The 26909-nt window shown below is 40.7% G+C and carries 27 protein-coding genes and 1 riboswitch; of the genes, 25 read left to right on the top strand and 2 right to left on the bottom strand.

The features are described 5' to 3' along the window. Nucleotides 1-84 precede the first annotated feature (84 nt). The 8 genes from MHB41_RS10530 to MHB41_RS10495 all read left to right on the top strand — a co-directional run bounded on the left by MHB41_RS10530 (nt 85) and on the right by MHB41_RS10495 (nt 8625). Nucleotides 85-615: a thiol-disulfide oxidoreductase ResA gene (locus MHB41_RS10530; RefSeq protein WP_041085967.1), complete on the top strand. Its 531-nt coding sequence runs from the start codon at nt 85-87 to the stop codon at nt 613-615. A gap of 1 nt (nt 616) precedes the next feature. After that, the gene (locus tag MHB41_RS10525) at nt 617-2296 is read left to right on the top strand and encodes a cytochrome c biogenesis protein ResB (protein WP_061109304.1); all 1680 of its coding nucleotides are present in this window, start codon (nt 617-619) and stop codon (nt 2294-2296) included. Continuing rightward, complete coding sequence (gene ccsB, locus MHB41_RS10520) at nt 2280-3458, top strand: c-type cytochrome biogenesis protein CcsB (protein ID WP_024428071.1); 1179 nt, start codon at nt 2280-2282, stop codon at nt 3456-3458. Before MHB41_RS10525 ends, ccsB begins: the two co-directional genes overlap by 17 nt. A gap of 84 nt (nt 3459-3542) precedes the next feature. Then, the gene (locus MHB41_RS10515) at nt 3543-4265 is read left to right on the top strand and encodes a response regulator transcription factor (protein WP_003215596.1); all 723 of its coding nucleotides are present in this window, start codon (nt 3543-3545) and stop codon (nt 4263-4265) included. After that, the gene (locus tag MHB41_RS10510) at nt 4262-6043 is read left to right on the top strand and encodes an ATP-binding protein (protein ID WP_034280386.1); all 1782 of its coding nucleotides are present in this window, start codon (nt 4262-4264) and stop codon (nt 6041-6043) included. Before MHB41_RS10515 ends, MHB41_RS10510 begins: the two co-directional genes overlap by 4 nt. 203 nt (nt 6044-6246) lie before the next feature. Next, a complete protein-coding gene (sigX, locus tag MHB41_RS10505; RefSeq protein WP_024422837.1) occupies nt 6247-6855 on the top strand; it encodes an RNA polymerase sigma factor SigX in 609 nt (202 codons plus the stop codon). Beyond that, a complete protein-coding gene (locus MHB41_RS10500; RefSeq protein WP_144496196.1) occupies nt 6767-7873 on the top strand; it encodes a sigma X negative regulator in 1107 nt (368 codons plus the stop codon). Before sigX ends, MHB41_RS10500 begins: the two co-directional genes overlap by 89 nt. A 104-nt stretch (nt 7874-7977) precedes the next feature. Then, nucleotides 7978-8625 (top strand): M23 family metallopeptidase, encoded by a 648-nt coding sequence (locus tag MHB41_RS10495; RefSeq protein ID WP_061109302.1) that lies wholly within the window; start codon nt 7978-7980, stop codon nt 8623-8625. 34 nt (nt 8626-8659) lie between these two features. On the opposite strand, the gene serA is transcribed toward MHB41_RS10495, so the two are convergent. Beyond that, the gene (gene serA / locus MHB41_RS10490; RefSeq protein WP_024422834.1) at nt 8660-10234 is read right to left on the bottom strand and encodes a phosphoglycerate dehydrogenase; all 1575 of its coding nucleotides are present in this window, start codon (nt 10232-10234) and stop codon (nt 8660-8662) included. 286 nt (nt 10235-10520) lie between these two features. Then, a riboswitch (FMN riboswitch) is annotated at nt 10521-10651 on the top strand. Nucleotides 10652-10795: 144 nt separating this feature from the next. Between serA and MHB41_RS10485 the strand changes: the two genes are divergently transcribed. Continuing rightward, nucleotides 10796-11377: an ECF transporter S component gene (locus MHB41_RS10485; protein ID WP_034280389.1), complete on the top strand. Its 582-nt coding sequence runs from the start codon at nt 10796-10798 to the stop codon at nt 11375-11377. Nucleotides 11378-11411: 34 nt separating this feature from the next. On the opposite strand, the gene MHB41_RS10480 is transcribed toward MHB41_RS10485, so the two are convergent. Beyond that, entirely contained in the window at nt 11412-11660 is a 249-nt protein-coding gene (locus tag MHB41_RS10480; RefSeq protein ID WP_008361239.1) for a ferredoxin, read from the bottom strand. Between the two features lie 267 nt (nt 11661-11927). Between MHB41_RS10480 and MHB41_RS10475 the strand changes: the two genes are divergently transcribed. The 16 genes from MHB41_RS10475 (at nt 11928) to rpsA (ending at nt 26899) form a co-directional block, all read left to right on the top strand. Continuing rightward, the gene (locus MHB41_RS10475; protein WP_034280391.1) at nt 11928-12980 is read left to right on the top strand and encodes a helix-turn-helix domain-containing protein; all 1053 of its coding nucleotides are present in this window, start codon (nt 11928-11930) and stop codon (nt 12978-12980) included. Further along, nucleotides 12973-14481, top strand: coding sequence for an ATP-dependent DNA helicase RecQ (locus MHB41_RS10470; protein WP_340900171.1), 1509 nt, complete (start codon nt 12973-12975; stop codon nt 14479-14481). The genes MHB41_RS10475 and MHB41_RS10470 overlap by 8 nt, the downstream gene beginning before the upstream one ends. Continuing rightward, nucleotides 14478-15119 carry a CPBP family intramembrane glutamic endopeptidase gene (locus tag MHB41_RS10465; protein WP_340900172.1) on the top strand — a complete coding sequence of 214 codons (642 nt, stop codon included), beginning with the start codon at nt 14478-14480 and terminating at the stop codon, nt 15117-15119. Before MHB41_RS10470 ends, MHB41_RS10465 begins: the two co-directional genes overlap by 4 nt. Further along, nucleotides 15064-15849 (top strand): LysM peptidoglycan-binding domain-containing protein, encoded by a 786-nt coding sequence (locus MHB41_RS10460; protein ID WP_340900173.1) that lies wholly within the window; start codon nt 15064-15066, stop codon nt 15847-15849. Before MHB41_RS10465 ends, MHB41_RS10460 begins: the two co-directional genes overlap by 56 nt. A 64-nt stretch (nt 15850-15913) precedes the next feature. Continuing rightward, entirely contained in the window at nt 15914-16369 is a 456-nt protein-coding gene (locus tag MHB41_RS10455; protein WP_025093048.1) for a DUF2663 family protein, read from the top strand. A gap of 87 nt (nt 16370-16456) precedes the next feature. Further along, on the top strand, nt 16457-17245 hold the full coding sequence (locus MHB41_RS10450) for a metallophosphoesterase (RefSeq protein WP_034280400.1): 789 nt from the start codon (nt 16457-16459) through the stop codon (nt 17243-17245). A 165-nt stretch (nt 17246-17410) separates the two neighbouring features. Continuing rightward, complete coding sequence (locus MHB41_RS10445; protein ID WP_024428080.1) at nt 17411-17989, top strand: genetic competence negative regulator; 579 nt, start codon at nt 17411-17413, stop codon at nt 17987-17989. A gap of 196 nt (nt 17990-18185) precedes the next feature. Further along, nucleotides 18186-19460: a Glu/Leu/Phe/Val dehydrogenase gene (locus MHB41_RS10440; protein ID WP_007500982.1), complete on the top strand. Its 1275-nt coding sequence runs from the start codon at nt 18186-18188 to the stop codon at nt 19458-19460. Nucleotides 19461-19584: 124 nt separating this feature from the next. Beyond that, nucleotides 19585-20556, top strand: a complete 972-nt coding sequence (locus MHB41_RS10435) for a YpdA family putative bacillithiol disulfide reductase (protein ID WP_034280402.1) — start codon at nt 19585-19587, stop codon at nt 20554-20556. A 155-nt stretch (nt 20557-20711) separates the two neighbouring features. Continuing rightward, nucleotides 20712-21368, top strand: a complete 657-nt coding sequence (prsW, locus tag MHB41_RS10430; RefSeq protein WP_024422824.1) for a glutamic-type intramembrane protease PrsW — start codon at nt 20712-20714, stop codon at nt 21366-21368. Nucleotides 21369-21501: 133 nt separating this feature from the next. Continuing rightward, nucleotides 21502-22413, top strand: a complete 912-nt coding sequence (sleB, locus tag MHB41_RS10425) for a spore cortex-lytic enzyme (protein ID WP_101676905.1) — start codon at nt 21502-21504, stop codon at nt 22411-22413. A gap of 16 nt (nt 22414-22429) precedes the next feature. Then, on the top strand, nt 22430-23779 hold the full coding sequence (gene ypeB / locus MHB41_RS10420; RefSeq protein ID WP_340900174.1) for a germination protein YpeB: 1350 nt from the start codon (nt 22430-22432) through the stop codon (nt 23777-23779). Between the two features lie 102 nt (nt 23780-23881). Continuing rightward, nucleotides 23882-24529, top strand: a complete 648-nt coding sequence (locus MHB41_RS10415) for a flagellar brake domain-containing protein (RefSeq protein WP_024422821.1) — start codon at nt 23882-23884, stop codon at nt 24527-24529. 63 nt (nt 24530-24592) lie between these two features. Further along, nucleotides 24593-24775, top strand: a complete 183-nt coding sequence (locus tag MHB41_RS10410; protein WP_024422820.1) for a DUF5359 family protein — start codon at nt 24593-24595, stop codon at nt 24773-24775. 71 nt (nt 24776-24846) lie between these two features. Continuing rightward, on the top strand, nt 24847-25524 hold the full coding sequence (cmk, locus tag MHB41_RS10405; RefSeq protein WP_024428083.1) for a (d)CMP kinase: 678 nt from the start codon (nt 24847-24849) through the stop codon (nt 25522-25524). A 223-nt stretch (nt 25525-25747) separates the two neighbouring features. Further along, on the top strand, nt 25748-26899 hold the full coding sequence (gene rpsA, locus MHB41_RS10400; protein WP_024422818.1) for a 30S ribosomal protein S1: 1152 nt from the start codon (nt 25748-25750) through the stop codon (nt 26897-26899). Nucleotides 26900-26909 lie beyond the last annotated feature (10 nt).

Genomic DNA, 26909 nt, shown 5'->3' with positions numbered 1-26909 from the left:
CATAAACTTCAAAAAATGAAGAAGCATCAAAAGAAGGAGAATGCTATAATTTACCTGAATGTCTATGGGGAAGGGGTACTTCAGATGAAAAAAAGACGGTTTTTCATACGGACGGGCATTCTCCTCGTGATGCTTGCGGCACTATGTTATACAATGTATAACTCAGTATTTGCCAAACAGGATCGAGTCAAAGAAGGATCTATTGCGCCAAACTTTGTCCTTCAATCTGTCGATGGGGATCGGATTGAGTTAAAGGACTTAAAAGGCAAAGGTGTCTTTCTTAATTTTTGGGGTACATGGTGTGGTCCGTGTAAACAAGAATTTCCTTATATGGCGAATCAATATGAAGTGTTCAAGGATCGCGGTGTGGAAATTGTTGCAGTCAATGTTGCGGAATCCAAGATTGCCGTGAAAAATTTTATGGAATCCTATGGCGTGAATTTTCCTGTTGCCATGGACAAAGATCGTCAAGTGACAGAGGCATATGATATTACGCCGCTGCCAACCACATTTTTAATCAATCCTGAAGGCAAGGTAATCAAAGTCATAAAGGGAACGATGACAGAACGTAATGTCTATGAATATATGAATTTGATTAAACCAAAGGGGTCATAGAATGAAAGAGGTAAAGTGCGAGTGTGGACATATTAATCCAATCGGTACTGTTCTATGTGAATCATGCGGGAATCCCATTGCGGCTAAAGAGAAAAACTCTTCAAAGCTGCTTGATATGAGATATGACGGCAGTGCAAGACGCTCGCAAACATACAACAAAACGATTGTTGATAAAGTATGGAACTTTTTTTCTTCCGTTAAAGTGGGTGTGTGGCTGATTGTCATTACACTGCTCGCTTCTTCGCTTGGAACGATTTTTCCGCAGGAGCGATTTATTCCGCCAGGTGCATCTGCTTCCACGTATTATGAAGAGCAATATGGATCGTTTGGCAAGCTGTATTACACACTTGGATTCCATGATCTTTATAATTCTTGGTGGTTTTTAGCTCTTGTCGCATCAATCGGAATCTCCCTTGTCATTTGCAGTCTCGACCGCGTTATTCCTCTTTATCGAGCACTCAAAAACCAAGGGGTTATCAAAAAAGAAGGCTTTATGAGAAGACAGCGTCTGTTTAGCGAGACAGACAAAACATTAGATCAGCATACATATGAAGGCATCATAGGAGCAATGAAACAAAAGCGTTACCGCGTGCGAGAAGAAAATGGGCATATTTTAGCCGAAAAAGGACGTTTTTCACGCTGGGGACCTTACGTCAATCACATTGGACTAATCATCTTTCTCATTGGAGCGATGCTCCGGTTTGTCCCGGGCATGTACGTGGATGAAACGCTTTGGGTCAGAGAAGGGGAAACTGCACCAATTCCAGGTACGGATGGTCAATACTTCTTGAAAAATAATGCGTTTTCAATTGATCGCTATGAAACTGGAAATGAAAAAGAAGTGTTTGAGAATGCCATTGAAAAAGCTGGCGATGGTCAAGTGGTGAAAAGCTATAAAACGGATGCCATTTTATACAAACGTGAAGGAGAAGTTGTATTTGGTGAAAAGCCCAAACTGAAGCAGGTAACAGAACACGATATCAAAGTGAATGAACCGCTCAAGTTTGACAATTTCTCATTATATCAAGTGGATTTTAAACAAAATGAACTCGATCAAATGGTCTTTCAGCTGATTCGTAAAGATACAGAAAAATCTTTCGGTACAGTGAAGATTAATCTGCTGGAGCCTAAGTCAGAATATGATCTTGGTAGCGGTTACAAAGTCAAGGTGATGAGCTATCTGCCTGATTTTTATTTTGACGATGATGGAACGCCAAGTACGAAAACAAGGAATCCGAATAATCCTGCTTTCGTGTTTGAAATGATTTCTCCTGAAAAACCTAAAGGTGAAAAAAGCTTTGTCGCCATTCAAGAGACAGTAGAGGGTTCTGATAACAATCTATATAAAATGAAGTTTGATCGGGTCGAAACGAAAAACGTCACAGGGTTAACAGTGAGAAAGGATTTAACACTTGGCGTGCTCATAGTAGGCGGAATCATCTTCATGATCGGTGTCGTGCAGGGGATGTATTGGCAGCATAGAAGAATCTGGCTGTCGGCAAAGGATGGAAAAGTATTGGTGGCAGGACATACAAACAAAAACTGGTTCGGCTTAAAGTCCGATCTTGGTGTGTTACTGCACGGCAGTGGCATCAAACAGCCAGTTGATCAAAAAGAACTGCCTGATACAACAAGTATCAGCAAAAGCAAGGGGGAAGGATTAGATGGCGGCAGTCAGTGAAAATCTGTTATTTGCAGCTTTTCTATTTTATTTAGCGGCAGTTCCTTTTTTTGGTGGTGCCATTAAGGGAAAAAAGAAAGAAGAAGGACCGCGCAGAAATAAGGCGGCACTCATTGGCATTACGCTTACCATCATCGGTTTTTTGAGCCAGTTGGGTTATTTTATTTCAAGATGGATCGCATCTGGTCATGCACCTGTCAGTAATTTGTTTGAGTTCACAACGGCTTTTGGCATGATGCTGGTGCTTGCATTCATCATTTTATATTTTGTGTATCAAGTGTCTGTACTTGGTTTATTTACACTTCCAATCGCTTTATTGATTATTGCCTATGCAAGTATGTTCCCATCAGATATTTCACCGCTGATTCCTTCACTTCAAAGTAATTGGCTTTATATTCACGTGACAACAGCAGCACTTGGCCAAGCCATTTTAGCCATCAGCTTTGTGGCAGGTGTCATCTTTCTATTAAAGCATGTGGATCAAACAAAGCCAGGGAAGAAGACGTTTGGTTTAGAGCTTGTCATGTTTATGATTGTGGTCACACTTGCATTTATCGCTGTTACGTCTATCTTTAGAATGACAGGATATGAAGCAACATTTAATTGGATTGATAAAAATAAAGAAAAAAGTGAGATGGTCTATGAGCTCCCAGCTCTTGTCGGACCTCATAAAGGGGAGCTTGTGACGGAAGATCGTTTGGAACCGTTTGTTGAACTGCCGCCTGTTTTTTCAGGTAGAAAGGTCAATACGGTGTTATGGTCATTTGGCGTAGGGCTGATCATATACGGACTCATTCGATTGATCATTCGCAAACGGCTGAGCGCACTGCTTCAACCGCTAGTGAAACAGGTGAACCTAGATCTAGTTGATGAAATTGGGTATAGGGCGGTTTCGATTGGTTTCCCTGTATTTGCGTTAGGCGGGCTGATCTTTGCCATGATCTGGGCGCAAATTGCATGGACTAGGTTTTGGGGCTGGGACCCGAAGGAAGTATGGGCATTGATTACGTTTCTCTTTTATGCTGCCTATCTTCATCTTCGCTTGTCGCGAGGCTGGCATGGTGAAAAGTCCGCATGGCTTGCTGTGATCGGCTTCGCCATTATTATGTTTAATCTCATCTTTGTCAACCTTGTCATTGCGGGGCTTCATTCTTACGCATAATCACAAGGAAAGCCAACTTTTATGATTCAATTCGGCTTTTTGTTAAAATGAATGTAACAACGGAGAAAGCAGGAGGACTGTCTAATGGAACACACAACTCAAACGAAAATATTAGTCGTAGATGATGAGGCAAGAATTCGCCGCCTTTTAAAAATGTATTTAGAACGTGAAAATTATGAAATCGATGAAGCGGAAAATGGAGATGAGGCGATTCAAAAAGGGCTTCAAACCGATTACGACCTCATTTTGCTCGATTTAATGATGCCTGGTACAGATGGAATCGAAGTGTGTAATCAAATTCGAGACAAAAAAGCGACTCCAATCATTATGCTGACGGCAAAAGGAGAAGAAGCCAACCGCGTTCAAGGATTTGAGGCAGGAACGGATGACTACATCGTCAAACCTTTCAGCCCGCGTGAAGTTGTTTTACGTGTAAAGGCATTGCTCAGAAGATCGTCTCAAACGTCTTATTTGAATACTGGGACAACAACAAAGGATGTTCTTGTGTTTTCTCATCTTTCTATTGACCATGATGCACATAGAGTGACGGCTGATGGCAAAGAAGTCAGCCTCACGCCGAAGGAATATGAGCTTTTATATTTCCTTGCAAAAACACCAGATAAGGTCTATGACAGAGAAAAGCTGCTAAAAGAAGTATGGCAATATGAATTCTTTGGAGACTTACGAACAGTTGATACTCATGTCAAACGACTTCGTGAAAAATTGAATAAAGTGTCACCAGAAGCAGCGAAAAAAATCGTAACTGTATGGGGTGTCGGGTACAAATTTGAGGTCGGCGCTGAATGAAACTGTGGAAAAGTGTTGTAGGAAAGCTATGGTTAACCATTCTTTTCCTCGTCTTGATCGTTTTATCTATTTTAACTGTGCTTCTTTTAGAGTTCATTGAGAATTATCATGTAGAAGAAGCAAAATCTGATTTAACACAAATGGCAAACAAAGTAGCGGTCATTTTAGAAAGCCATGAGGATCAATCGCTTGCGAGGTCGATTACATCAGAACTCGCTGACAAATTGACGAGTATTGCGATCATCCAAGAGGACGGGCTAGAGTGGTATTCGTCTGAAAAAGACGGGAAGCTTCCTGCGATTACAAAGAAACAAATTGAAGCGGACAACGATTTAAATCAAGCACTGAAAGATCGTAAAAAAATCAGTAAACGTGCAGAACCTGATGCAGGCAATCGAAAAGATGAACGGATTGTAGTCGGTGTTCCATATGAGGCGAACGGAAAAAAAGGCATGGTCTTTCTTTCTCAATCACTCCTCGCTGTAGAACAAACAACGAAACATACGACACGCTACATCTTTTTAGCCGCCGGCATTGCGATTGTACTGACCACTATATTCGCTTTCTTCTTGTCAACACGTGTCACCTATCCTCTCAGAAAGATGAGAGAGGGTGCACAAGATTTGGCGAAAGGGAAATTTGATACAAAGATTCCTATTTTAACGCAAGATGAAATTGGAGAACTGGCAATCGCCTTTAATCAAATGGGGAAGCAGCTTAAATTCCATATCACAGCCTTAAATCAAGAAAAAGAACATTTATCTAATATTTTAAGCAGTATGGCTGATGGCGTCATCACCATCAATATTGATGGAACGATTTTGATGACAAATCCTCCCGCAGAACGATTTTTGCAGGCATGGTATTACGAGCAAAATATGAAGATCAAGGATGGAGATGAACTGCCGCCAGAAGCGCGCGAGCTATTTCATACAGCTGTCAGCACAGAAAAAGAGCAAATGATCGAAGTTACGCTGCAAGGACGTACCTGGGTTCTTCTCATGTCTCCGCTGTATAATCAGCAGGATGTCAGGGGAGCAGTTGCAGTCCTTCGTGATATGACGGAGGAACGAAGACTTGATAAGCTGAGAAAAGACTTCATTGCCAATGTCAGTCATGAACTTCGTACACCAATTGCCATGCTGCAAGGGTACAGTGAGGCAATTGTAGATGATATTGCGGGATCAGAAGAGGAAAAGAAAGAGATTGCGCAAATTATCTATGATGAATCACTTCGAATGGGACGTCTTGTGAATGACCTTCTAGATCTAGCGAGAATGGAAGCAGGTCATATTACACTGAATCTTGAATCAACAGATACGGAAGAGCTGACAGAGAAGATCTACCGTAAGTTTCTCGGGATTGCGAAAGAAAAACAAATCGACCTTACGTATGATATTCAAGTGGATGAACCGCACTTTGTATTCGATCCAGATAAGATTGAGCAAGTGTTTACGAATCTCATTGATAATGCTATTCGTCATACACCAGAGGGCGGCGAGGTTCACTTCTCGGTTCAATCGGTGGAAAACGGACTGAAAATGGATGTAAAAGATTCGGGGAGCGGAATTCCGGAAGAGGATCTGCCCTTTATTTTCGAACGCTTTTATAAAGCCGATAAAGCAAGGACGAGAGGGCGTTCTGGTACTGGACTTGGCCTTGCGATTGTGAAGAACATCATCGAGGCGCATCAAGGCTCTATACATGCTCACAGCAAAGCGGGGGCAGGTACACACTTCACATTCTATATTCCGAGAAAAAAGCAGGAACTCGTCTAATCTTGACGAAGAATCTTGTTACATGAGAAACACTTCTTTTCGTAAAGAAAATGAAGTGTTTTTTCTATTTTAAAATTTTTAAGGAGAAGTTAAACAAAAAGCCCTTTCCAAACTGTCGAACTTGTAATATATTTGTCATAAAGTTGTAATGTAACGTTTTATAAGAGTCACTCGACAAAAATAAGTGAACGGAGGGGTTTCCTATGCATGAAACCTTTCAAAAAATATATGATTCGTACCATCAAGATTTGTACCAGTTTTTATTTTATATGGTTAAAGATAAAAATCAGGCAGAGGATCTCGTACAGGAGGTTTACATTCGGGTACTTCACTCATATAAAACTTTTGAAGGAAGAAGCAGCGAGAAAACATGGCTGTTTTCAATTGCAAGGCATGTGGCGATTGACTGGTTTCGCAAGCAGCAAACCATTAGACAACGGGTACTCGGCACGTTTGATTGGGATAAGCAGGATGTAAAAGACCCAGACTTGCTCCCAGACGAACTGGCTGTACAGGATGAAAATACTAAAGAAATTTATGCCGCGCTTGATCACTGCACGATTGATCAAAGAGCTGTCATCATTTTAAGGTTTATCCAGGGCTACTCAATCATGGAGACGGCAAAGGCGCTAAAGTTCTCGGAAAGCAAAGTCAAAACAACGCAGCACCGAGGCCTGAAAGTGCTCCGAAAACATATGGAGCTTTTGAAGGAGGAGCTAGTGAATGAAAACGAACAGGTCCGATTGGAGCGAAGAACGAATCAAGGTGTTACTAAGTCAGCTTCCAAAGGTGGAGGACAACCGTTCATCTAAGCAGATATACCAGCAGGTGCTGATGGCAAGCGGGAAGAAAAAGAAAAGTGTCAAATGGATCGGTCCAGCGGTGGCAACCGTTGTGGTTTTATTTATGGCGTTTTTAATTTCTCCTCATTTATTTCAGCCGGCTGCTCAAGAACAGCATAAACAGATAAAAATGGACTCAAGTGCTGACAAAGGACAGGCAAATGCCACATTAGAGCCGGTCAAACAGGCAAATGGTACCACACACGTTGTTTCTCATGAAGACAAGCAAAAGTATATGACGGTTGCATACATAGATGAATCAACATCTCAAGTGGTTCCCATTAGTATTGAAAAAGAGAATGAACATGACCATTTGCAGGAAATGATGAACACATATGAACAGGTGCAGCTGCTTGAAATGACAAAGCCACTTCAATCTTATCTTGAGATGGTGGACCTTCGTGAAAATGGGAATACACTTGTTTTTCAGTTAAAAAATGATTTGTCCCTTGATACGATAAAGGAAGCCAATCGATTTAAAGATATGGTAAAAGAAACGCTCAAATGGAGCAGGTATAAACAAGTGGAAGTCAAATCAGTCAAAGGCTCTCATCTTCAATTAGGGGCTAGCAGCATTGGCGCAATATCAATTGATAAACAAACGAAGAAAGCTTATTACGTGTTAGAAAATAAGAGCGGGACTTTTTTGGTGCCCTCCAAAACACATTATTCTTCTTATGAAGAAGCTGTAGAGGCCATGAAACGCACGAGTGATTCTGGACTTGAACCATTAATTAAAGAAGAACCCATTAAAGAAGTGACATCAAAAGGTAAGCATGTAACCATCACGTTTGGAGCATCAGCACAATTATCGGACTCAATTGATCATACTCTACTCATTGAAGGTCTGCTGCTCACAGCGAAAGATTTTGGTTTTACAGATGTCACCATTCAATATGAAGGAACAGATCAAGTAGGACCATATGAATTAAATGAACCAATAGAGGTACCGGCCCTGCCGAATCCAGTTGTCATTAAAGATCGTTAAAGGACGCAAGCATTTCATTGCGTTCTTTTTTGATGTATAGAAAAGGGTCTTCTTGCTGTATACTAAGCTGTCATGAAAAGAACCTCAAAGAAGGGGAGTCACTGATGAAAAGGTATTGCTTCATAGGTGCCAGCTGTTTTTTGCTCTTGATCTTAGCGCCATTTGCACATGCGCAGAAGACAAACGAATGGGTGGAACCAGTGAAAGGAGAAGTCACTGACTTGTTTGGGACAAGGGGCGGCTCGCATAAGGGATTAGATATAGCTGCGCCAGAAGGAGAATCCATTTTTGCTGCAAGTGAAGGTGTGGTCACCCGTTCGTATGTATCGGCTACATATGGAGAAGTTGTATTTATTCAGCATCCAAATGGATACGAAACCGTCTATGCTCATTTACACGAGCGTTTTGTGAAAAAGGGTGACCATGTACAAGCGGGACAGCCGATTGGCATAATTGGCAACACAGGAGCCTCCAGAGGCACTCATTTGCATTTTGAAGTACATCGTGGCAATTGGTCAGTCAGCAAAAAGGATGCGGTAGATCCGCTCAAAATGATTGCTGTGGAACGTTTCCAAGAGCCGGCTCTTCATGTAAATGGACATGAAAAAAATACATATGTCATTAAACAAGGGGATACCCTTTGGTCGATAGCAAAGGCGAATGAAATGACTGTGGAACAGTTGAAAAAGATCAATGAGCTGACGACTCATCTCATTCGAACAGGAGACCGTTTAATGGTTTCAACAAAATAAACCTCATGCAAAGCATGAGGTTTATCACTGTTTTTTATAGGTCAATCAGGCGGACTGAAAGAATATCCTGCACTTCAGTTAATTTTTTCACAATTTCGTCCTCTAGATGCTTGTCGAAAGAAAGCATCATAATGGCTTCGCCGCCTTTTTCTTTACGTCCCACCTGCATTGTGGCGATGTTGACATCATGGTCGCCTAAAATCTGTCCAACCTTTCCAATCACACCAGGTGCATCTGTATGCTGGATATAGACAAGGTGTCCATCTGGATAAAAATCAATATTAAATCCATTAATAGAAACAACGCGCTCCCCTAGATGCGGGATGTAAGTCGCTTTTAGAGTAAAGGTTGAAAGATCACCTTTGACTTCAATAGAAATACTGTTTTCGTAACCAGATTCGCTGGAAGAAATTTTTTCACTAAAGCTAATGCCTCGTTCTTTTGCGACCATTCCAGCATTTACTTCATTCACAGTCGAATCAACACGCTCTTTTAAAAAGCCTGACAGAAGACTCTTTGTGATAAAGGATGTTTCGAGTTTTGAAATAGATCCTTCATAAGAAATGCCTACTTCTTTTACAGGTTCTCTCATTGATTGAGAGACAAGACGTCCAAGTTTTCCTGCAAATTGATGATAAGGCTGAATCTTTTTGAACTCGTCTTTTGTCATCGCTGGTAGATTAATAGATGACATGACAGGAAGACCTTTTGCAAATTGAAGGACTTCTTCAGATACTTGCGCCGCTACATTTAATTGTGCTTCTTTTGTAGAGGCACCAAGATGCGGAGTTGCAATGACATGTGGATGATCCACAAGCGGATTATCAGTTGGCGGTTCTACCTCGAATACATCGAGTGCAGCTCCTGCGACATGGCCGCTTTCAAGTGCCTCAAGAAGGTCAGCCTCGTCAATAATGCCGCCGCGCGCACAGTTTACAAGGCGAACACCTTTTTTCGTTTTTGCAATCGTTTCTTTATTGAGAAGTCCTCTTGTTTCTTTTGTTAATGGCGTATGTACAGTAATAATATCTGATACTTCGAGTACTTCATCAAGTGATTTCGCATTGACGCCAATTTTTTCTGCACGTTCCTTTGTGAGAAATGGGTCAAACACGTTGACTGTCATGCCAAATGCTCTTGCACGCTGCGCGATTTCACTTCCGATTCTGCCTAAGCCGACAATCCCAAGAGATTTTCCGTAAAGCTCAGCACCAACATATGCACCTCTGTTCCATTCTTTTGATTTGACAGAAATGTTGGCTTGCGGAATATGACGCATAAGTGATGAAATCATAGCGAACGTATGCTCAGCTGTCGAGATCGTATTACCGTTTGGTGCATTGATCACAATGACGCCGTGTTTGGTCGCTTCATCAATGTCAATATTGTCTACTCCCACACCGGCACGGCCGACAATTTTTAATGAAGTCATTTTTTCATAAAGCTCTTTCGTTACTTTCGTGGCACTTCTGACAAGTAAGGCATCAAACGTGTGTAATTCATCTTCTGCTTCTGCTACATTTTTTTGAACAATTTCAACAAAATCTGATTCTAAAAGTGGTAGAAGACCATCATTGCTCATCTTATCTGAGACTAATACTCGAAACATCGTAAGATTTCCTCCTAAAATAAACGTCATAAATATCTGATAATTTACCATATTCCTTTTCACTGTGTCAATCAAATTAAAGCAGTAAAGTGAAAAAGAAAACACGAACATTTCTTTGTGTCTTTATAAAGAATGAACACCTTTAAACAAAAGATAACCAATTTTTGCGCATTTGTCATTATAATTTTTGTGTTTTTTACGATTTCTTAAAACTGATGAATTTGCTCAGATTTTTATCTGTACAAATGCTCATATATCATATATAATGATGTCGAATTGAATAATGATCAATCTTCGGGGCAGGGTGTAATTCCCTACCGGCGGTGATGAGCATAGTCTCTAAGCCCGCGAGCCTTTTTGGCAGGATTCGGTGTGATTCCGAAGCCGACAGTATAGTCTGGATGGGAGAAGATGGAGGTTCGTAAACGTTGAAAACATTCATGTTCACACGTTTATTTGTCTAGCCCAATTTCCCCGCTCCTGTTTTCAAGGGCGGTTTTTTTGTGGCTAAAATGGAACAATCCTCTTTTCGAAAGATTTGATCGAAAAGGAGAGAGAATATTGAATCAAAGTAAAGTAAAGCGTTTAGTTGTTACCAGTATGCTCAGCAGTATTTCGTTTGTGTTAATTTTATTGGATTTTCCTTTCCCGGGTCTTCCAGCGTATTTGAAAATTGATTTTAGTGATATCCCGGCAATTATTGCGATTTTAATTTATGGACCGGGTGCAGGGATTGCTGTTGAGGCATTAAAAAATGTACTGCATTACCTCATTCAAGGCAGTATGTCCGGCGTTCCAGTTGGGCAAGTTGCGAACTTCATTGCAGGCACACTATTTATCTTGCCAGTCGCCTTTATGTTTAAAAAAATCAAATCAGCAAAAGGGATGGCATGGTCTATGATTACGGGTACATTGCTTATGACTGTGATGATGAGTATTTTAAATTACTTCTTATTCCTGCCAGCTTACACATGGTTCTTAAACGCGCCAGAACTATCCGATCATGCGCTCAAGACGACCATTACAGCAGGGATCTTACCATTTAACTTTATTAAAGGCATCATCATTACCATCGTGTTTAGCCTCATTTTTGTGAAAATGCGTCCATGGTTTGAAAATAAACGCCGACTTCAAAATAGTTAATATAAAAAAAGCCCCTGCATAAGGGGCTTTTATACTATTCATGCTTAAGCGGGTCACCATCGAAAGATTCGTCCGCAACTTTGATTGAATCTGTTGGACATCCTTCAAATGCATCAAGCATATCTTCTTCAAGTACTTCTGGAACTTCTACAGTCCCTTGGTTGTCATCAAGCGTAACAAATGCAATGCCTTCATCATCATAATCATAAATGTCTGGAGCAGCTGCACCGCATGCGCCGCAAGCAATACATGTGTCTTTGTCTACAATTGTATATTTTGCCATGTTAAAAAAATACCTCCCAGATTGTTCGATGGAACAAATGGTCTAACCTTTTTAGTTTCACCGATAAAAAACAATTTCCTCAAACCTTATTGTAATGATTTTAATTTCACATTTCAACTGTAAAGTGATTGAGAATGCTTATCACATAAGGGTTTGTTCATAACTTTCCCCCACAAATTGAGTTTAAACATTTCTTCTTCGATGAAATCTGTTAAAATAAAGGGAGAAATTATTCGAATTTTGTCAGGAAGACAGGTGCTTTGGCGAATGACTCTTCATTACTTGGATGTCATGTTAATGGACAGTGTACATAAATTGAACGGCGAACGCTCCATAAGTGCTGTCTACCATCTTTTTAAAGGAAAGAAATCATCACAAACCATACAGGATGCCAGTTTGTTTCAGCTTTCAAAGTACTTCGGCTGTTACCCGGGGTTTACGAGGGATCAGCTGAATCGCTCTGCTATAAAGCTTGACGAAAAGCACTACATCGTAAAAACAGGGGAGACATTCACTGTTACAAATGCAGGACAGCGTATGCTAAACCAGTATTTTTCAGAAAAACCGATGCCCGCTTATTTTCATGGTGCCAAATATCATGATAAAGCAAAGGTGCTATGGATGAGGCTTTCGTTACTTGTACAAGTGCTGTCTCACCATCTGGCTGGATCGCATCAATATGTTCCAATACAAAGAGATGTATCTGTACAAAGCTGGACGAAATCCTTCTTAAAACAGCATCACGAGAAGAATAAGCTTTCGGAAGAGCTGCATCATGAACTAGACAAGCTCCTTTCCCGTATAAGTGATCAAGAGGCGCTGATTTTTGTTTACTCATTGACGTCAAATGAAAGAATTGGGCGTACGTATCAGCAAATGGCAGAGTGGCTAAAAGAAGATGTGTGGTATGTGTACCTGCTTTTTTGGAATGTCCTCCATTATTTTATTCATGCTGCCCAAAAAGGTGAAGCGCAGGTCATGCAGCAGCTCGTAGGTGACCTTGAATTCAAACGCGTGCTAACAACCTCTACCCATAAAACGCTCGAGCTTGTGCAAAAAGGCTATGATATTGATCAGATTGCTCACATTCGTTCATTAAAAAAGGCAACGATCGAAGACCATATTGTCGAGCTGTCCATACATGAACCGAGCTTCTCAATAGAGCCGTATGTGAGCGAAGAAGAGCAGCAGGCCATTCATGCAGTAGCCAGGGAGCTTCAAACAAATAAAATGAAGCTGATTAAAGAAAAACTCGAACATCCATTTACTTATTTTCAAATAAGATTGGCTCTGACAAGGATGGTGAAAGCAAATGGATAAGCTTCATCAGACGCTCATGCGATATTTTGGTTACGACTCATTTAAAGCAGGTCAAGAGGACATTATTCAAAGTGTACTGAATCAGAAAGATACGGTTGCCATGCTGCCTACTGGCGGAGGGAAGTCCATCTGCTATCAAATTCCCGGCTATATGACTGAAGGATTAGTTCTCATTATTTCGCCGCTGTTATCGCTTATGGAGGACCAAGTCGAACGAATGAAAATGCGCGGAGAAAAACGAGTGGCGGCACTGAACAGCACATTATCTTTTCAGGAGAGACGGCATATCATTCGGCATTTGCCATCATATAAATTTTTATTCGTCGCGCCTGAGGCATTAATGTCAGAGGTGCTGCTAGAACAGCTCAAATCGATGCATATTGGTCTGTTCGTCGTCGATGAAGCCCATTGTATATCCGAATGGGGGCATGATTTCCGTCCGGAATATTCCAAGCTGGGAGAATGGAGAGAAGCGTTAGGTCATCCTGTCGCCTTAGCACTGACGGCAACTGCAACAAAACAAACGCTAAAAGATACCGTGCAAACGTTAAGATTGCAGCATCCAGACTTTCATATCCATTCTGTCAACCGGCCAAACATCGCATTAGTCAAAGAAGCGCACGAAACGAAAGAAGCAAAAGAGAAACGGGCCATTGAGCTTGTGGAATTCCTGCAAGGCCCTGGCTTGATTTATTGCCCGACCCGGCAAATGACAGAAGATATGGCGCTTATAATGAAACAAAAAACCCATCAGCGTGTAGAGTATTACCATGGCGGAATGGATGCAGGAGACCGCATGCTTATTCAGCAGCAATTTATCAGCGGACAGCTTGACCTCATTTGTTGTACAAGTGCTTTTGGAATGGGAATTGATAAAGCAGATATACGATTTGTTATTCATATGAGCCCGCCGCAGTCTATTGAAGCATTTATGCAAGAAATTGGAAGAGCAGGACGGGACGGGAAAAATAGTGTGAGCATTCTTTTATATACAGAAGAGGACGCGGATATTCAACAGCATTTAATACAAGCAGAGGGCTTTGATGATCCAGAAATTGATTTCTTCTTAGTTAGACTCACACAAATGCAGACAAATGATGAAAAGAAATTACGTGAACAATTGATGGAATTAGGACTTCAGGAGACACGTGCAAGAATGCTGATCCATTATTACAGGATGTATCAATTTGACGAGCCTCGTGTACTCCTGATGAAACTGAAAGAGAAATTGCAGGACAGACAAACTGAAAAACTGAGAAAAGTGTGGCAATTTAAGGAGCGGATCACAGATCATAGCTGCTTTAGACAATCTCTGTTATCATACTTTTACGAACAGCTTGATCAAACGGAGAGCGCATCCTCTGGCAGCTGCTGCTCTTCTTGCGGACTTGACCTGTCTGATTATGAAAAAAAAGATCAACCATTGGAGCTGAATGAAATGAAACACTGGAAGACCGTGCTGGACTGTATGTTTCATCTGACAAAAGAGGCGCAGCATTGATTGAACAACATCGCCGAATCATCGAAAAATTAACCGATCGACAAGTTGTAGAACAGCTGTATTTCACGCAGCTGCTGATGCTGATCATTTCTTTTTTACTAGGTATATTTATGTTCAATCATTGGACAAATTTTACATCCCTTTGGGAGATCCAAGATGCGCGGATACTGACTTATGGAATTGGCGGCGCTGTGCTTGTGATCATTGTGGATGCGATTGTCATGAAGGTGTTTCCTGCTCATATGTATGATGATGGCGGATTAAATGAAAAAATGTTCAAAAATCGCAGCATCCCGCATATTGTTTGGTTAACACTGCTCATCGCCTTTTCAGAGGAAATTCTATTCCGAGGGATCGTCCAGCAGCAATTTGGATTGGAAATTGCCAGTATTGTGTTTGCGCTCCTTCACTTTCGCTACTTATCAAAAATACTCTTGTTTATCCTTGTGGTTTCAATTAGTATTTTTTTAGGACTTTTATACGAGTGGACTGGGAATTTATTTGTTCCTGTCATGACCCATTTTGTCATTGACTTAGTCTTTGCTTGTCAAATTCGTTTGAAATATAGGGGGAGGGATGAACATGGAAGAAATGTCGAGAATGAAGAGAAAGAAGGAGCAGCTGACAAACATCCATGACGATGATGCAGAGAAAATTTTTGAAGAAGAAGTGCAGCCTTCAGATGACTCTCACTTTCCTACACGAGAAGATTTTCATGAATATAAAAAGCAGCGCACGAAAAAGGTGCGTAATCCATTGTTTACAACACTTGCTATTATCTTTCCTATTATCGTCGTCACAGTGTTCTTCCTTTTGATCTACTACACATCAAAGGAAATCAACCATAATAATAATCAAGATGTATATAATATTGATTCTACATCAAGTGCTGACACAGACCCAGTCCCGTCAGCACTTGTCGAAACGAAAAATGACTCAAGCGTTGATAAAGCGGATGCGTCTGATGATGAGAAGCAAAAGAAAGAGAAAGAAAAACAGCGGTCGAAAGAAACAGCTGAACAGCAGAAAAAAGAAAAAGCTACTAAAGAGAAAGAAGAGCGTGAACAAGCAGCGAAAGAAAAAGAACGCGCGAGAGCCGAAGCTGCCAAAAAGCGTGAACAGCAGCAGCTAGCCTTGCAAAAGCAACAGGAAGAGAAAAAACGAAAAGAGGCCGAAGAGAAAAAGAAGCAGGAAGAAAAACCAATTCGTGTCGTGCAGCACACTGTTGGTCCAGAGGAAAACCTGTATCGAATTTCAATGAAGTATTACAAAAACCGTTCGGGTGAAGAGAAAATTAGAGCCTATAATCATTTGAAAGGTAACAGCGTGTATAGTGGTCAAGTGCTGAATATTCCACTAGAAAACTAATCACCTGACATGAATGAAGAAGCACGCACATACATATGTAGAAAAAAGGGACAGGGTGTATGTGATGACATTGCACGCAATCAGCCGATATATGGATCAGCCGACACAGAAAATGATGGAAACATTGATCAAAAGAAAGCACAAATATGAGGGCTTTGCCAAGCAGTGCAAAAGATGGCAATGGACAGCCCTTCTATCGCTGGCCATTCTTTTGTTTTATTTTGTGATCACGGCAAATGCGGGAGGCGGCTCGCTTCAGCCGGAAGCCATGATTGCCACACTGCTTGGTCATGAAGTTTTTCTGTTTTGGATCATGGCTGAAGTCTTTGCTTTTTACGCCTCTTATTACTACAAGAAAAAAGAAGAAAAGGCTGAGGATGAATATCATCGGCTTCGATGTGAAATTATACAAAAAAGCACAGATTTATGGCCGCAATCAAATCAGTGGAAAGAGCGCGAGACGGTTTTTCACTATATGCAGAAGCAATACGACATTAATCTCTATTATGAAAGTAAATAAATGAGAAAAAAAGACGTTTAACAGTTGAAACGTCTTTTTTCATTCAAGCGTCTTATGAAAGAAAGATATGTAAGGGAGCCATTTGTGATGAAATATGCCATCGGATTTACTGCCGCCATTGCGGCTGTTACAACAGGTGTGTGTGTAACGGCAAAAATGGTGAAAACGGCAAAACAAAACAACATCAAAAAGCATTACTTTACAATAGAAGCACTTCAATCAGACCGGCCTGCTGTCATTTTCTTTATTTCTGATACACACAGACGTCTCATCAGTGACACTTTATTAGCAGAAATCAGACAGGAAGAGCCAGATGTGATTATGATTGGCGGAGATTTAGCTGAAAAAGGTGTACCCTATGCAAGGATTGAAGAAAATGTGAAACGTTTATCAAGAATTGCGCCGGTTTATTTTGTTTGGGGAAATAATGATCATGAGCTGCACCAGCAAAGGTTTAAAGAGATTCTTCATGCATACGATGTCACGACTTTGCAAAATGAAACGGCTGTATGGAATTTTGAAGGGCAGCGAATCAAAATTGGAGGAATTGATGATATTCGGCTTGAAAAAGCAGATTATGAAGCGATACGGCCTGAGTTTGTGAAAGATGATGTCAATATTCTCTTATCACACAATCCAGATGTACATCATTTGATGAGTGAAGAAGAAGGAATCGATCTTGTCCTGAGCGGTCATACGCATGGGGGACAGATCCGAATTGGGAAATTTGGACCGTATGAAAAAGGAAGAACAGGCCAGGTCAAAGGTGCGTTCTTTCTCATTAGTAATGGCTACGGAACAACAAAAATTCCCTTGCGTCTCGGAGCAGAACCAGAAACCCATCTGATCTATTTAATGCCTCTAAAAACGCGTTAACTTGCGGCACCCTCAATATTTTCCATAAAAGTCACCGTAAGCGTAGCTTCGTGCTTGTCTTCCGTCTTGACACAGTGTAAACTGAATACAAAATTAAGAACCTATGACTCATCATCTCATATACTACAGTATGATGTGTGTTTAGAAGAGGCAGGAGGGAACGTTATGCGACTGGAGCGTCTGAATTATAATAAAATCAAAATTTTTCTCACACTAGATGACCTGACAGACCGAGGTCTTACGAAAGAAGACCTTTGGAAAGATTCGTTCAAAGTCCATCAGCTGTTTAAAGACATGATGAACGAAGCGAATCAGGAGCTCGGTTTTGAAGCGAATGGACCGATTGCTGTTGAAGTATTTTCTCTTCAGGCGCAGGGGATGGTCGTCATTGTCACAAAGAGTCAGCAGGAAGATGCTGATGATGAGTTTGATGAAGATTACATTGAGATGCAAGTCAAGCTCGACGAGAGTAAGCATGTGCTCTATCAATTTGCCTCGTTTGAAGATGTGATTCAACTGTCCCATAGTTTAAGTCGTATTGGACTTTTAGGGGGTACAGTTTACCATTATGAAGGTCAATATTACCTCAGCCTGGATGATGTTGGAGAATTATCTGCTGATACAGTCATTTCGATTTTAGCAGAGTTTGGTTCACCTACGACACTCACCATTCACCGGCTAAAAGAATATGGAAAAGTGATCATGCAAGAAGATGCTGTGAAAACGATTCAAATGTATTTTTAATCACTTTTTTCTATTATATTTAATACTGTTGTGATGAAACAACAGTATTTTTTTATATCCTTTTTTATATTTATAAACGCTGATATTTTATTTTGATAAAAAACGCTTTTTACCTTTGCTTTACCAGTACGAAGGTGTATACTATTGCTTGAAAGGGAGCAGTAGATCATGAAAGATTTCTAGGGGGTTTATTTTAATGGCAGCCGATCAAAACGCCGCTCATAACGCAGAAGATAAGCTAGATGTTTTAAAGTCAACTCAAACCGTCATACATAAAGCGCTAGACAAATTAGGGTATCCGCAGGAAGTGTATGAATTGCTGAAGGAACCAATTCGTCTATTAACGGTCAAAATTCCAGTACGTATGGATGATGGATCGGTGAAAATTTTCACTGGTTACCGCGCACAGCACAATGATGCTGTCGGTCCAACAAAAGGCGGAATCCGTTTCCACCCGAACGTTACGGAAAAAGAAGTAAAAGCGCTTTCAATTTGGATGAGTTTAAAATGTGGAATTGTGGATCTTCCTTATGGCGGAGGAAAAGGCGGTATTATCTGTGATCCAAGAGAAATGTCATTCAGAGAGCTTGAAAAACTAAGCCGCGGCTATGTTCGCGCCATCAGTCAAATCGTTGGACCAACAAAAGATGTTCCAGCACCAGACGTGTTTACGAACTCTCAAATTATGGCATGGATGATGGATGAATATTCTAGAATTGATGAATTTAACTCGCCAGGATTTATTACAGGAAAACCAATTGTTCTTGGAGGATCACACGGACGTGATACTGCAACAGCAAAAGGTGTGACGATCTGCATCAAAGAAGCGGCGAAGAAAAAAGGAATTGACATTAACGGGGCTCGTGTTGTCGTACAGGGATTCGGAAATGCAGGAAGCTACTTAGCTAAATTCATGTATGATGCTGGAGCAAAAATCGTAGGAATTTCAGATGCGTACGGCGGATTATACGATGAAGATGGTCTAGACATTGACTACTTGCTTGACCGACGTGACAGCTTTGGAACCGTCACTAAACTATTTAACGATACAATTACAAACCAAGAGCTGCTTGAGCTGGATTGTGATATCCTAGTACCTGCAGCCATTGAAAACCAAATCACAGAAGATAATGCGGCAAACATTAAAGCCAAAATTGTCGTAGAAGCAGCAAATGGCCCAACGACACTGGAAGGAACCAAAATTCTTTCAGATCGTGGTGTACTGCTTGTTCCAGACGTACTTGCGAGTGCGGGTGGTGTAACTGTTTCTTACTTTGAATGGGTTCAGAATAACCAAGGGTTCTACTGGACAGAAGAAGAAGTTGAAACCCGTTTAGAAGATATGATGGTGAAATCATTTAATAATATTTATGAAATGGCGCAAAACCGCCGAATTGATATGCGTCTTGCTGCATATATGGTCGGTGTACGTAAAATGGCTGAAGCTTCTCGATTCAGAGGCTGGATTTAAGCGGCTGATTTGCATCGCGCCTTAAAATCTCCTATCCTTAAATAGGAGATTTTTTTATGGAATGGAACAAAGAATCAAACAGCCCAGCAATTGTTATTGCAGTGAAATGACAGGAGTGGAACAAATGAAACAAGAAAAAGCGATCATAATAGGAGGCGGCCCATGCGGGTTATCAGCTGCCATTGCATTCAAGCAAATTGGGATTGATGCACTTGTGATTGAAAAGGGGAATGTCGTGAACAGTATTTATCATTACCCAACACATCAAACCTTTTTTAGTACAAGTGAAAAGCTTGAAATCGGTGATGTTGCTTTTATTACTGAAAACCGTAAGCCCGTTCGTATTCAGGCGCTTTCCTATTACCGAGAGGTCGTCAGACGAAAAAAACTGCGTGTGCATGCTTTTGAAAAAGTAAACGCCGTGACGAAACAAGATGGCCGTTTTACGGTGAATACATCAAAAGACGACTATGCATGTGATTACGTCGTCATTGCGACTGGCTACTATGATCATCCAAACTATATGAACGTCAAAGGAGAAGACCTTCCCCACGTATATCACTATTTTAAAGAAGGACATCCATATTTTGATAAAGATGTGACGGTGATCGGCGGGAAGAACTCCAGTGTTGATGCTGCGTTAGAACTTGTGAAATGCGGAAGCAGAGTCACTGTGCTGTATAGAGGAACTGAATATTCATCCAGCATCAAGCCTTGGATTTTACCAGAGTTTGAAGCGCTTGTCCGTAATGGAACGATTCGAATGGAGTTTGGTGCGCAGGTGAAAGAAATCACAGAAGAAGATGTGATCTTCACAAACCAGCAAAATCAAACGGATCGAGTGAAAAGTGACTATGTATTTGCCATGACTGGCTATCACCCAGATCATTCTTTCTTAGAAAAAATGGGTGTCACGATTGACCAAGAATCAGGCCGTCCAGCATTTGATGAAGAGACGATGGAAACGAATGTTGAAGGCATTTTCATTGCAGGAGTCATTGCAGCTGGAAATAATGCCAATGAAATTTTTATCGAAAATGGAAGATTTCATGGCGGACTCATTGCAGAAGAAATCAAAAAAAGAATTAACGGATAAAAAAAGAACTGAATCCTTCAAAGGGGTTCGGTTCTTTTTTTTATAAATTGGGATTATATAGAAAGGTATTTTTAGAAAAATGGGCCCGAGTCATATAAAAAAAGGGTAAATCATGGTACGATAATGAAGGATAATGTAGGGAAAGAGGTCTGGTTATGATCGCAATCATCTCAGCAGGTTTAGCTCCCGGCATCGCACTTTTAAGTTATTTTTATTTGAAAGATCAGTACGACAATGAGCCGGTTCACATGGTCATCAGATCTTTTATGCTAGGTGTCATACTTGTGTTTCCAACCATGTTTATTCAATATGTCCTTCAAGAGGAAAATATTGCAACAAATCCTATCTTGATTTCATTTGTGACGTCGGGCTTTTTAGAGGAATCATTAAAATGGTTTATTTTAATGGTCAGCGTTTATGCACATGCCCAGTTTGACGAACACTATGACGGAATTGTGTATGGAACGAGTGTCTCACTTGGTTTTGCAACACTTGAAAATATCCTTTACTTAGTCGGCCACGGGGTCGAATATGCGTTTACCCGTGCTTTATTACCTGTATCAAGTCACGCATTATTTGGTGTTGTGATGGGATTTTATATCGGAAAAGCCCGCTTCTCTGATAAAAAAGAGCAGCGCAAATGGCTGATCCTTTCTTTAACGCTCCCTGTGCTGTTTCACGGCCTGTATGATTTCATTCTATTAGGGATGAAAAACTGGGGATATATCATGGTGCCGTTCATGATTTTTTTATGGTGGTTTGGTTTAAGGAAAGCAAAAAAAGCCCGTGCGGTAAAAATGGTGCAAATTTAATTTGGAAAACGTCCTATTTGTTTATAGGGCGTTTTTTTGTCTTTTCCATCCAATTCTCTCCTGTGTTGAATGTATAAAAATAGGGATCGGAAGAAACATATATTCAAACATCAAAAGTACAGGAGGATCAAATATGGATAAAGCTCGTTTCATGAAACAAATTGTTCTTATCTTCTCAATCGTTCTTCTTGCGTCTTCACTTTTGACAGCCAGTAAAAGTGAAGCATTCACCGGCCAAGTCATCCAGCGCGGGGCAACAGGAGAAGATGTAGTCGAGCTGCAAGCGCGGCTCCAATACAATGGGTTTTACAATGGCAAAATCGATGGCGTCTATGGCTGGGGGACGTACTGGGCCGTTCGCAACTTTCAAAGCCAATTTGGCATGAAGAAGGTCGATGGACTTGTAGGTGAGAAAACAAAAAACTTATTAGTTCAAAAGACGAAATACTACAAAGAGTTTGTTCAAAAACAGCTGCAGCAAGGGAACCAGTTTACCCATTATGGCGGAAAGCCTCTTGATCAGCAAACAAAGGCTCCTGCGCAAAAAAGCTCGCAAAAAAAGACAGCCCAAGGTACAAAAGAAAATCAAAAAAGTCAAAGTGGATCATCTGGGAAGTCCGGCAATCAGTCAGGCAGCCAGCAGGGAAATCAAACACCAAAACAAACAGCAGCCAACATGCCTGGTGGTTTTTCTAGTAATGACATTCAGCTCTTGTCGCAAGCTGTTTACAGTGAAGCAAGAGGTGAGCCGTATGAAGGACAGGTGGCCATCGCGTCCGTTATCTTAAACCGCTTGAACAATCCGACCTTTCCAAATACGATCGCAGGAGTCATTTTTGAACCGCTTGCGTTTACTGCTGTAGCAGATGGGCAATTTTATATGACGCCAGATGAAACGGCAAAAAAAGCTGTATTTGATGCAATCAATGGCTGGGATCCATCTGAGAGCGCCATCTATTACTTTAATCCTGATACAGCAACAAGTCCATGGATTTGGGGAAGACCACAAATTAAACGAATCGGGAAACATATATTCTGCGAATAAAAAGGGGTGTAAATAAATGATCAGAGGAATATTGATTGCTATTTTAGGAATTGCTGTCATCTCAACAGGTTACTGGGGCTATAAAGAACATCAAGAAAAAGACGCCGTCCTGCTTCATGCTGAGAACAACTACCAAAGAGCCTTCCACGATTTAACGTATCAGGTGGATCAGCTGCATGACAAACTGGGCGCAACACTTGCGATGAACAGCCAAACATCCATCTCACCAGCACTTGCAGATGTATGGAGAATGTCATCAGAAGCGCATAACAATGTCAGCCAGCTCCCGCTTACATTGATGCCTTTTAATAAAACGGAAGAATTTCTGGCGAATGTCGGAGACTTTAGCTACAAATCATCAGTCAAATCTTTATCAGATGAACCATTAATTAAAGATACACACAAAACCATTACAGCTCTATATAATCAAGCGTCAGATATCCAAAACGAACTTAGACAAGTGCAGCACCTCGTACTTAATAAAAACTTAAAATGGATGGATGTTGAAATGGCGCTCGCTGACGGCGATCGAAAGAACGACAACACCATCATTGACGGGCTGAAAACAGTCGAGAGAAATGCAGATGCATTTGCAGATGTCGATCTTGGGCCTACAAATGTGTCCACAGAAAAAGAAACACAAGGATACAATCATTTAAAAGGCGATAAGATTTCAAAAAAAGAAGCGATCCGCATTGCACAGCAATTCACACCTGACCATAATCAACATTTTAAAGTGAGAAAAAGCGGCAGCAAAACCAATCGCGACGTGTACAGCTTATCGATGTCTGATCCAGACAGCCATGCAAACTTTTATTTAGACTTAACTGAAAAAGGAGGACACCCAGTTTACCTTCTTCAGAATCGTGACGTGAAAAAACAGAAAATCAGTTTAAATGATGCATCAGAAAAAGCACTCAGCTTTTTAAAGAAGCAAGGGTTTGATACAGAATCGTTCCATTTAGATGAAAGTGCACAATTTGATAATATCGGTGTATTTACCTATGTTCCTCTTCAGAAAAATGTTCTGCTTTATCCAGATAGCATACGCATGAAAGTCGCATTGGACGATGGTGAGGTTGTTGGGTTTTCAGCGAAGGATTATTTAACGAATCATAAAACACGTGACATTAAATCACCTAAAATCTCGCAAAAAGAAGCGAAGAAAACATTAAATCAGCATGTAAAGATCGAAGATACTCATTTAGCGATTGTGCAAAATGATATGTCAGAGGAAGTTCTGTGCTATGAGTTCCTCGGAACGATAAAAAACGATACGTATCGCATGTTCATTAATGCAGATACTGGAAAAGAAGAACGAGTAGATAAACTAAAAAACGCAGAACCTATATATAAAGACCTATAGAAAAGGAAACAAGGAAAAGGCTAATAAGTCTTTTCCTTTTGTTTTAGACATGGTTTAATATAGGAGAGGATACGATTTCACAGATGAAAAGAGTGATGAGGAATGTTACAAATAGGGGATGCAATCACAATTGAATATGTCAATGAGAACAAAGAAGTGAAAACAGCAAAATCGAAGGTTTTGGAAAATAATAACGATGATATTTGCATTAATTATCCAGCTGATAAAGAAACGGGACGCACCATCTACTTAAACCAGCAAACAGAAATCACCGTCTTCTTTTTTGACGAAAACCAAATTCCATACAAATGTACAAGCGAAGTCATCGGAAAAAGAAAAGAAGATATCCCGATGATTGTTATTTCCATTCCGCCAAAAGAAGAAATGATTCGGCTTCAGCGAAGAGAATATCTGAGAGTGGATACGATGGTCAAAGCCACCATTATGCAAACGGATGAAGAGGCCTTTGAAACGTTTATTGTGAATATGAGTGCTGGCGGCGTAGCAATTTCTGTTCCTGAGGGCGTGTCATTGAAAGAATATGGAGAAGTGGTCACAGAGTTTGAACTTCCCCTAAAAGAGCCCGTGAAAATAAAAGCGGTTGCAGAGATGAATCGAGTATATCAAGATGAACAGTCTGGCAAAACAAGAGCGATCATGGAGTTTTCAGAGATCACAAATGATCACCAGCAGCACATCATGAAATACTGCTTCCAGCAGCAGCTTTTAACACGTGTGAAAAAAGCATAAGAATAAAGGGTGTAAAAAGCTTCCATACTAGAGAGGAAAGAATCTAGCGTGGAGGCTTTTTGTATGAAGACAATGGAAAGATGGTTATTGAAAGTGGTGCTCATTCAGCTTGTTTTATTGCTAACTGTTCAGATTACACTTCATTTGACGAAAGGAGAGCTTTTTTTGTCAAAAGTCGTGCAGTATGAGGGTGTGAATAACATGAGTATTGAAGAATGGATTGAAACGTTTAAGCAGAAGGATTGATAGAAAATTCCCCCGTTTGAGCGGTGATCGTGTTACAATTCATAAGGGAGATTCAATCAAGGAGAGGTATTATGAAAAAGAAATTATCTATAGCAATTGACGGTCCTGCAGCAGCAGGCAAAAGCACTGTGGCAAAAATTGTCGCAGCCAAAAAATCATATATTTATATTGATACAGGTGCTATGTACCGCGCGATTACACTTGCGGCACTCAATCAAGGTGTAGACCTTGAAGACGAACAGGCACTTGATTCATTACTGAAAAAAACGGTCATTGAACTAGTAACAACAGACGAGGGTCAAAAAGTCCATCTAAACAATACGGATGTCACAGAGGATATTCGCACAGACCGCGTAAGCAACCAGGTATCGGTTGTTGCAAAGCACAGAGCTGTTCGGGAAGAAATGGTCCGCAGGCAGCAAGAGCTTGGCAAACGAGGCGGCGTCGTTATGGACGGAAGAGACATAGGCACTCACGTACTTCCAGATGCTGAAGTGAAAATTTTCTTGCTTGCATCAGTAGAAGAAAGAGCAAAACGCCGCTTTGAAGAGAATCAGAAAAAAGGCTACGATGTCAATTACGATCAGCTGATCGAAGAGATTGCAAGACGCGATAAGCTTGATTCTGAGCGCGAAGTTTCACCTTTGAAGAAAGCGGATGACGCCATTGAAATTGACACCACTTCCCTTTCTATTCAAGAGGTGGCAGGGAAAATTTTAGATGCAGCAGACCGCGTGGAGAAACAGTAAGAAATTTTAGAAAACTTTTATAAGTTAGAGGTTTATCTCTTGACAAACAAGGTCTTTTATTAGAAGTTTATACTAATACTATTTTTATTGATCATTCAAGCAATTATATTGATTTGAATGTTTCTATAATACATATTCGGCTGGCAATCATCATGCTTAAGACACATATTCGCCCAGTCGTTTTAACTAAGCTGTGTAGGTTTGGACCAAGGAGGTTATCGAAATGACAGAGGAAATGAATCAAATCGATGTTCAGGTACCAGAGGTTGGAGATGTAGTGAAAGGGATTGTTTCTAAAGTTGAGGACAAGCATGTCAATGTAGATATCGTCAATGTGAAACAACCTGGTATCATCCCAATCAGTGAATTATCAAGTCTTCACGTTGAAAAAGCATCAGATGTCGTGAAAGATGGCGACGAGTTAGAGCTTAAAGTAACAAAGGTCGAAGACGATGCTTTGATTTTATCTAAACGTGCTGTTGATGCAGACCGCGCTTGGGAAGACCTAGAGAAAAAGTTTGAAACAAAAGAAGTATTTGAAGCTGAAGTAAAAGACGTTGTAAAAGGTGGTCTTGTCGTTGACATTGGTGTGCGCGGATTTATTCCTGCATCTCTTGTAGAAGCACACTATGTAGAAGACTTCACAGATTACAAAGGGAAAACACTCTCACTAGTCGTGGTAGAACTTGACCGCGAAAAAAATCGCGTGATTCTCTCGCACCGTGCAGTCGTTGAGCAAGAGCAATTAGACAAAAAGCAAGACTTCCTGCAAAAGCTTGAAGTAGGCAGTGTGATTGATGGTAAAGTGCAGCGGCTTACTGATTTTGGTGCATTTGTTGACATTGGCGGCATTGACGGATTAGTTCACATTTCTCAACTATCCCATGCGCATGTTGAAAAGCCATCTGACGTAGTAGAAGAAGGACAGGAAGTCAAGGTCAAAGTACTTGCTGTTGATCGTGATAACGAACGTATCTCACTATCTATTAAAGAAACATTACCAGGACCTTGGAGCCAAATTGGTGAAAAGGTAAAACAAGGTGATGTGCTTGAAGGAACCGTTCAACGTCTTGTGAGCTTTGGGGCATTTGTTGAAATTCTGCCAGGTGTAGAAGGACTTGTGCATATTTCCCAAATCTCTCATAAACATATCGGCACGCCGCAAGAAGTCCTTGAAGAAGGGCAGACTGTGAAAGTGAAAGTGCTTGATGTGAATGAAGACGAAGAGCGCATTTCACTAAGCATCCGTGATTTAGAAGAAAATCCTGAAAAACAAATCGAAGAGGATTATCGTCAATATCAGGCGAAAGAAGAAAACACAAGCGGATTCCAACTTGGTGACCTGATCGGCGATAAACTCAATAAACTAAAATAATTTGGTGATC

The organism is Bacillus sp. FSL H7-0578 (genome assembly GCF_038630855.1).
Taxonomy (GTDB): domain Bacteria; phylum Bacillota; class Bacilli; order Bacillales; family Bacillaceae; genus Bacillus; species Bacillus safensis.
This window is presented reverse-complemented; position numbering and strand designations above follow the sequence as displayed.

Excerpts from the sequence above, each read along its gene's own strand:
- MHB41_RS10515 (WP_003215596.1), top strand. The coding sequence starts at position 3,543 with ATGGAACACACAACTCAAACGAAAATATTAGTCGTAGATGATGAGGCA.
- serA (WP_024422834.1), bottom strand. The coding sequence starts at position 10,234 with ATGTTTCGAGTATTAGTCTCAGATAAGATGAGCAATGATGGTCTTCTA.
- ypeB (WP_340900174.1), top strand. The coding sequence starts at position 22,430 with ATGATCAGAGGAATATTGATTGCTATTTTAGGAATTGCTGTCATCTCA.
- MHB41_RS10435 (WP_034280402.1), top strand. The coding sequence starts at position 19,585 with ATGAAACAAGAAAAAGCGATCATAATAGGAGGCGGCCCATGCGGGTTA.
- MHB41_RS10495 (WP_061109302.1), top strand. The coding sequence starts at position 7,978 with ATGAAAAGGTATTGCTTCATAGGTGCCAGCTGTTTTTTGCTCTTGATC.
- MHB41_RS10475 (WP_034280391.1), top strand. The coding sequence starts at position 11,928 with ATGACTCTTCATTACTTGGATGTCATGTTAATGGACAGTGTACATAAA.
- MHB41_RS10445 (WP_024428080.1), top strand. The coding sequence starts at position 17,411 with ATGCGACTGGAGCGTCTGAATTATAATAAAATCAAAATTTTTCTCACA.
- MHB41_RS10460 (WP_340900173.1), top strand. The coding sequence starts at position 15,064 with ATGGAAGAAATGTCGAGAATGAAGAGAAAGAAGGAGCAGCTGACAAAC.
- MHB41_RS10440 (WP_007500982.1), top strand. The coding sequence starts at position 18,186 with ATGGCAGCCGATCAAAACGCCGCTCATAACGCAGAAGATAAGCTAGAT.
- prsW (WP_024422824.1), top strand. The coding sequence starts at position 20,712 with ATGATCGCAATCATCTCAGCAGGTTTAGCTCCCGGCATCGCACTTTTA.
- MHB41_RS10470 (WP_340900171.1), top strand. The coding sequence starts at position 12,973 with ATGGATAAGCTTCATCAGACGCTCATGCGATATTTTGGTTACGACTCA.
- MHB41_RS10530 (WP_041085967.1), top strand. The coding sequence starts at position 85 with ATGAAAAAAAGACGGTTTTTCATACGGACGGGCATTCTCCTCGTGATG.
- sleB (WP_101676905.1), top strand. The coding sequence starts at position 21,502 with ATGGATAAAGCTCGTTTCATGAAACAAATTGTTCTTATCTTCTCAATC.
- ccsB (WP_024428071.1), top strand. The coding sequence starts at position 2,280 with ATGGCGGCAGTCAGTGAAAATCTGTTATTTGCAGCTTTTCTATTTTAT.
- MHB41_RS10450 (WP_034280400.1), top strand. The coding sequence starts at position 16,457 with ATGAAATATGCCATCGGATTTACTGCCGCCATTGCGGCTGTTACAACA.
- cmk (WP_024428083.1), top strand. The coding sequence starts at position 24,847 with ATGAAAAAGAAATTATCTATAGCAATTGACGGTCCTGCAGCAGCAGGC.
- rpsA (WP_024422818.1), top strand. The coding sequence starts at position 25,748 with ATGACAGAGGAAATGAATCAAATCGATGTTCAGGTACCAGAGGTTGGA.
- sigX (WP_024422837.1), top strand. The coding sequence starts at position 6,247 with ATGCATGAAACCTTTCAAAAAATATATGATTCGTACCATCAAGATTTG.
- MHB41_RS10480 (WP_008361239.1), bottom strand. The coding sequence starts at position 11,660 with ATGGCAAAATATACAATTGTAGACAAAGACACATGTATTGCTTGCGGC.
- MHB41_RS10500 (WP_144496196.1), top strand. The coding sequence starts at position 6,767 with ATGAAAACGAACAGGTCCGATTGGAGCGAAGAACGAATCAAGGTGTTA.
- MHB41_RS10455 (WP_025093048.1), top strand. The coding sequence starts at position 15,914 with ATGACATTGCACGCAATCAGCCGATATATGGATCAGCCGACACAGAAA.
- MHB41_RS10525 (WP_061109304.1), top strand. The coding sequence starts at position 617 with ATGAAAGAGGTAAAGTGCGAGTGTGGACATATTAATCCAATCGGTACT.
- MHB41_RS10510 (WP_034280386.1), top strand. The coding sequence starts at position 4,262 with ATGAAACTGTGGAAAAGTGTTGTAGGAAAGCTATGGTTAACCATTCTT.
- MHB41_RS10410 (WP_024422820.1), top strand. The coding sequence starts at position 24,593 with ATGAAGACAATGGAAAGATGGTTATTGAAAGTGGTGCTCATTCAGCTT.
- MHB41_RS10415 (WP_024422821.1), top strand. The coding sequence starts at position 23,882 with ATGTTACAAATAGGGGATGCAATCACAATTGAATATGTCAATGAGAAC.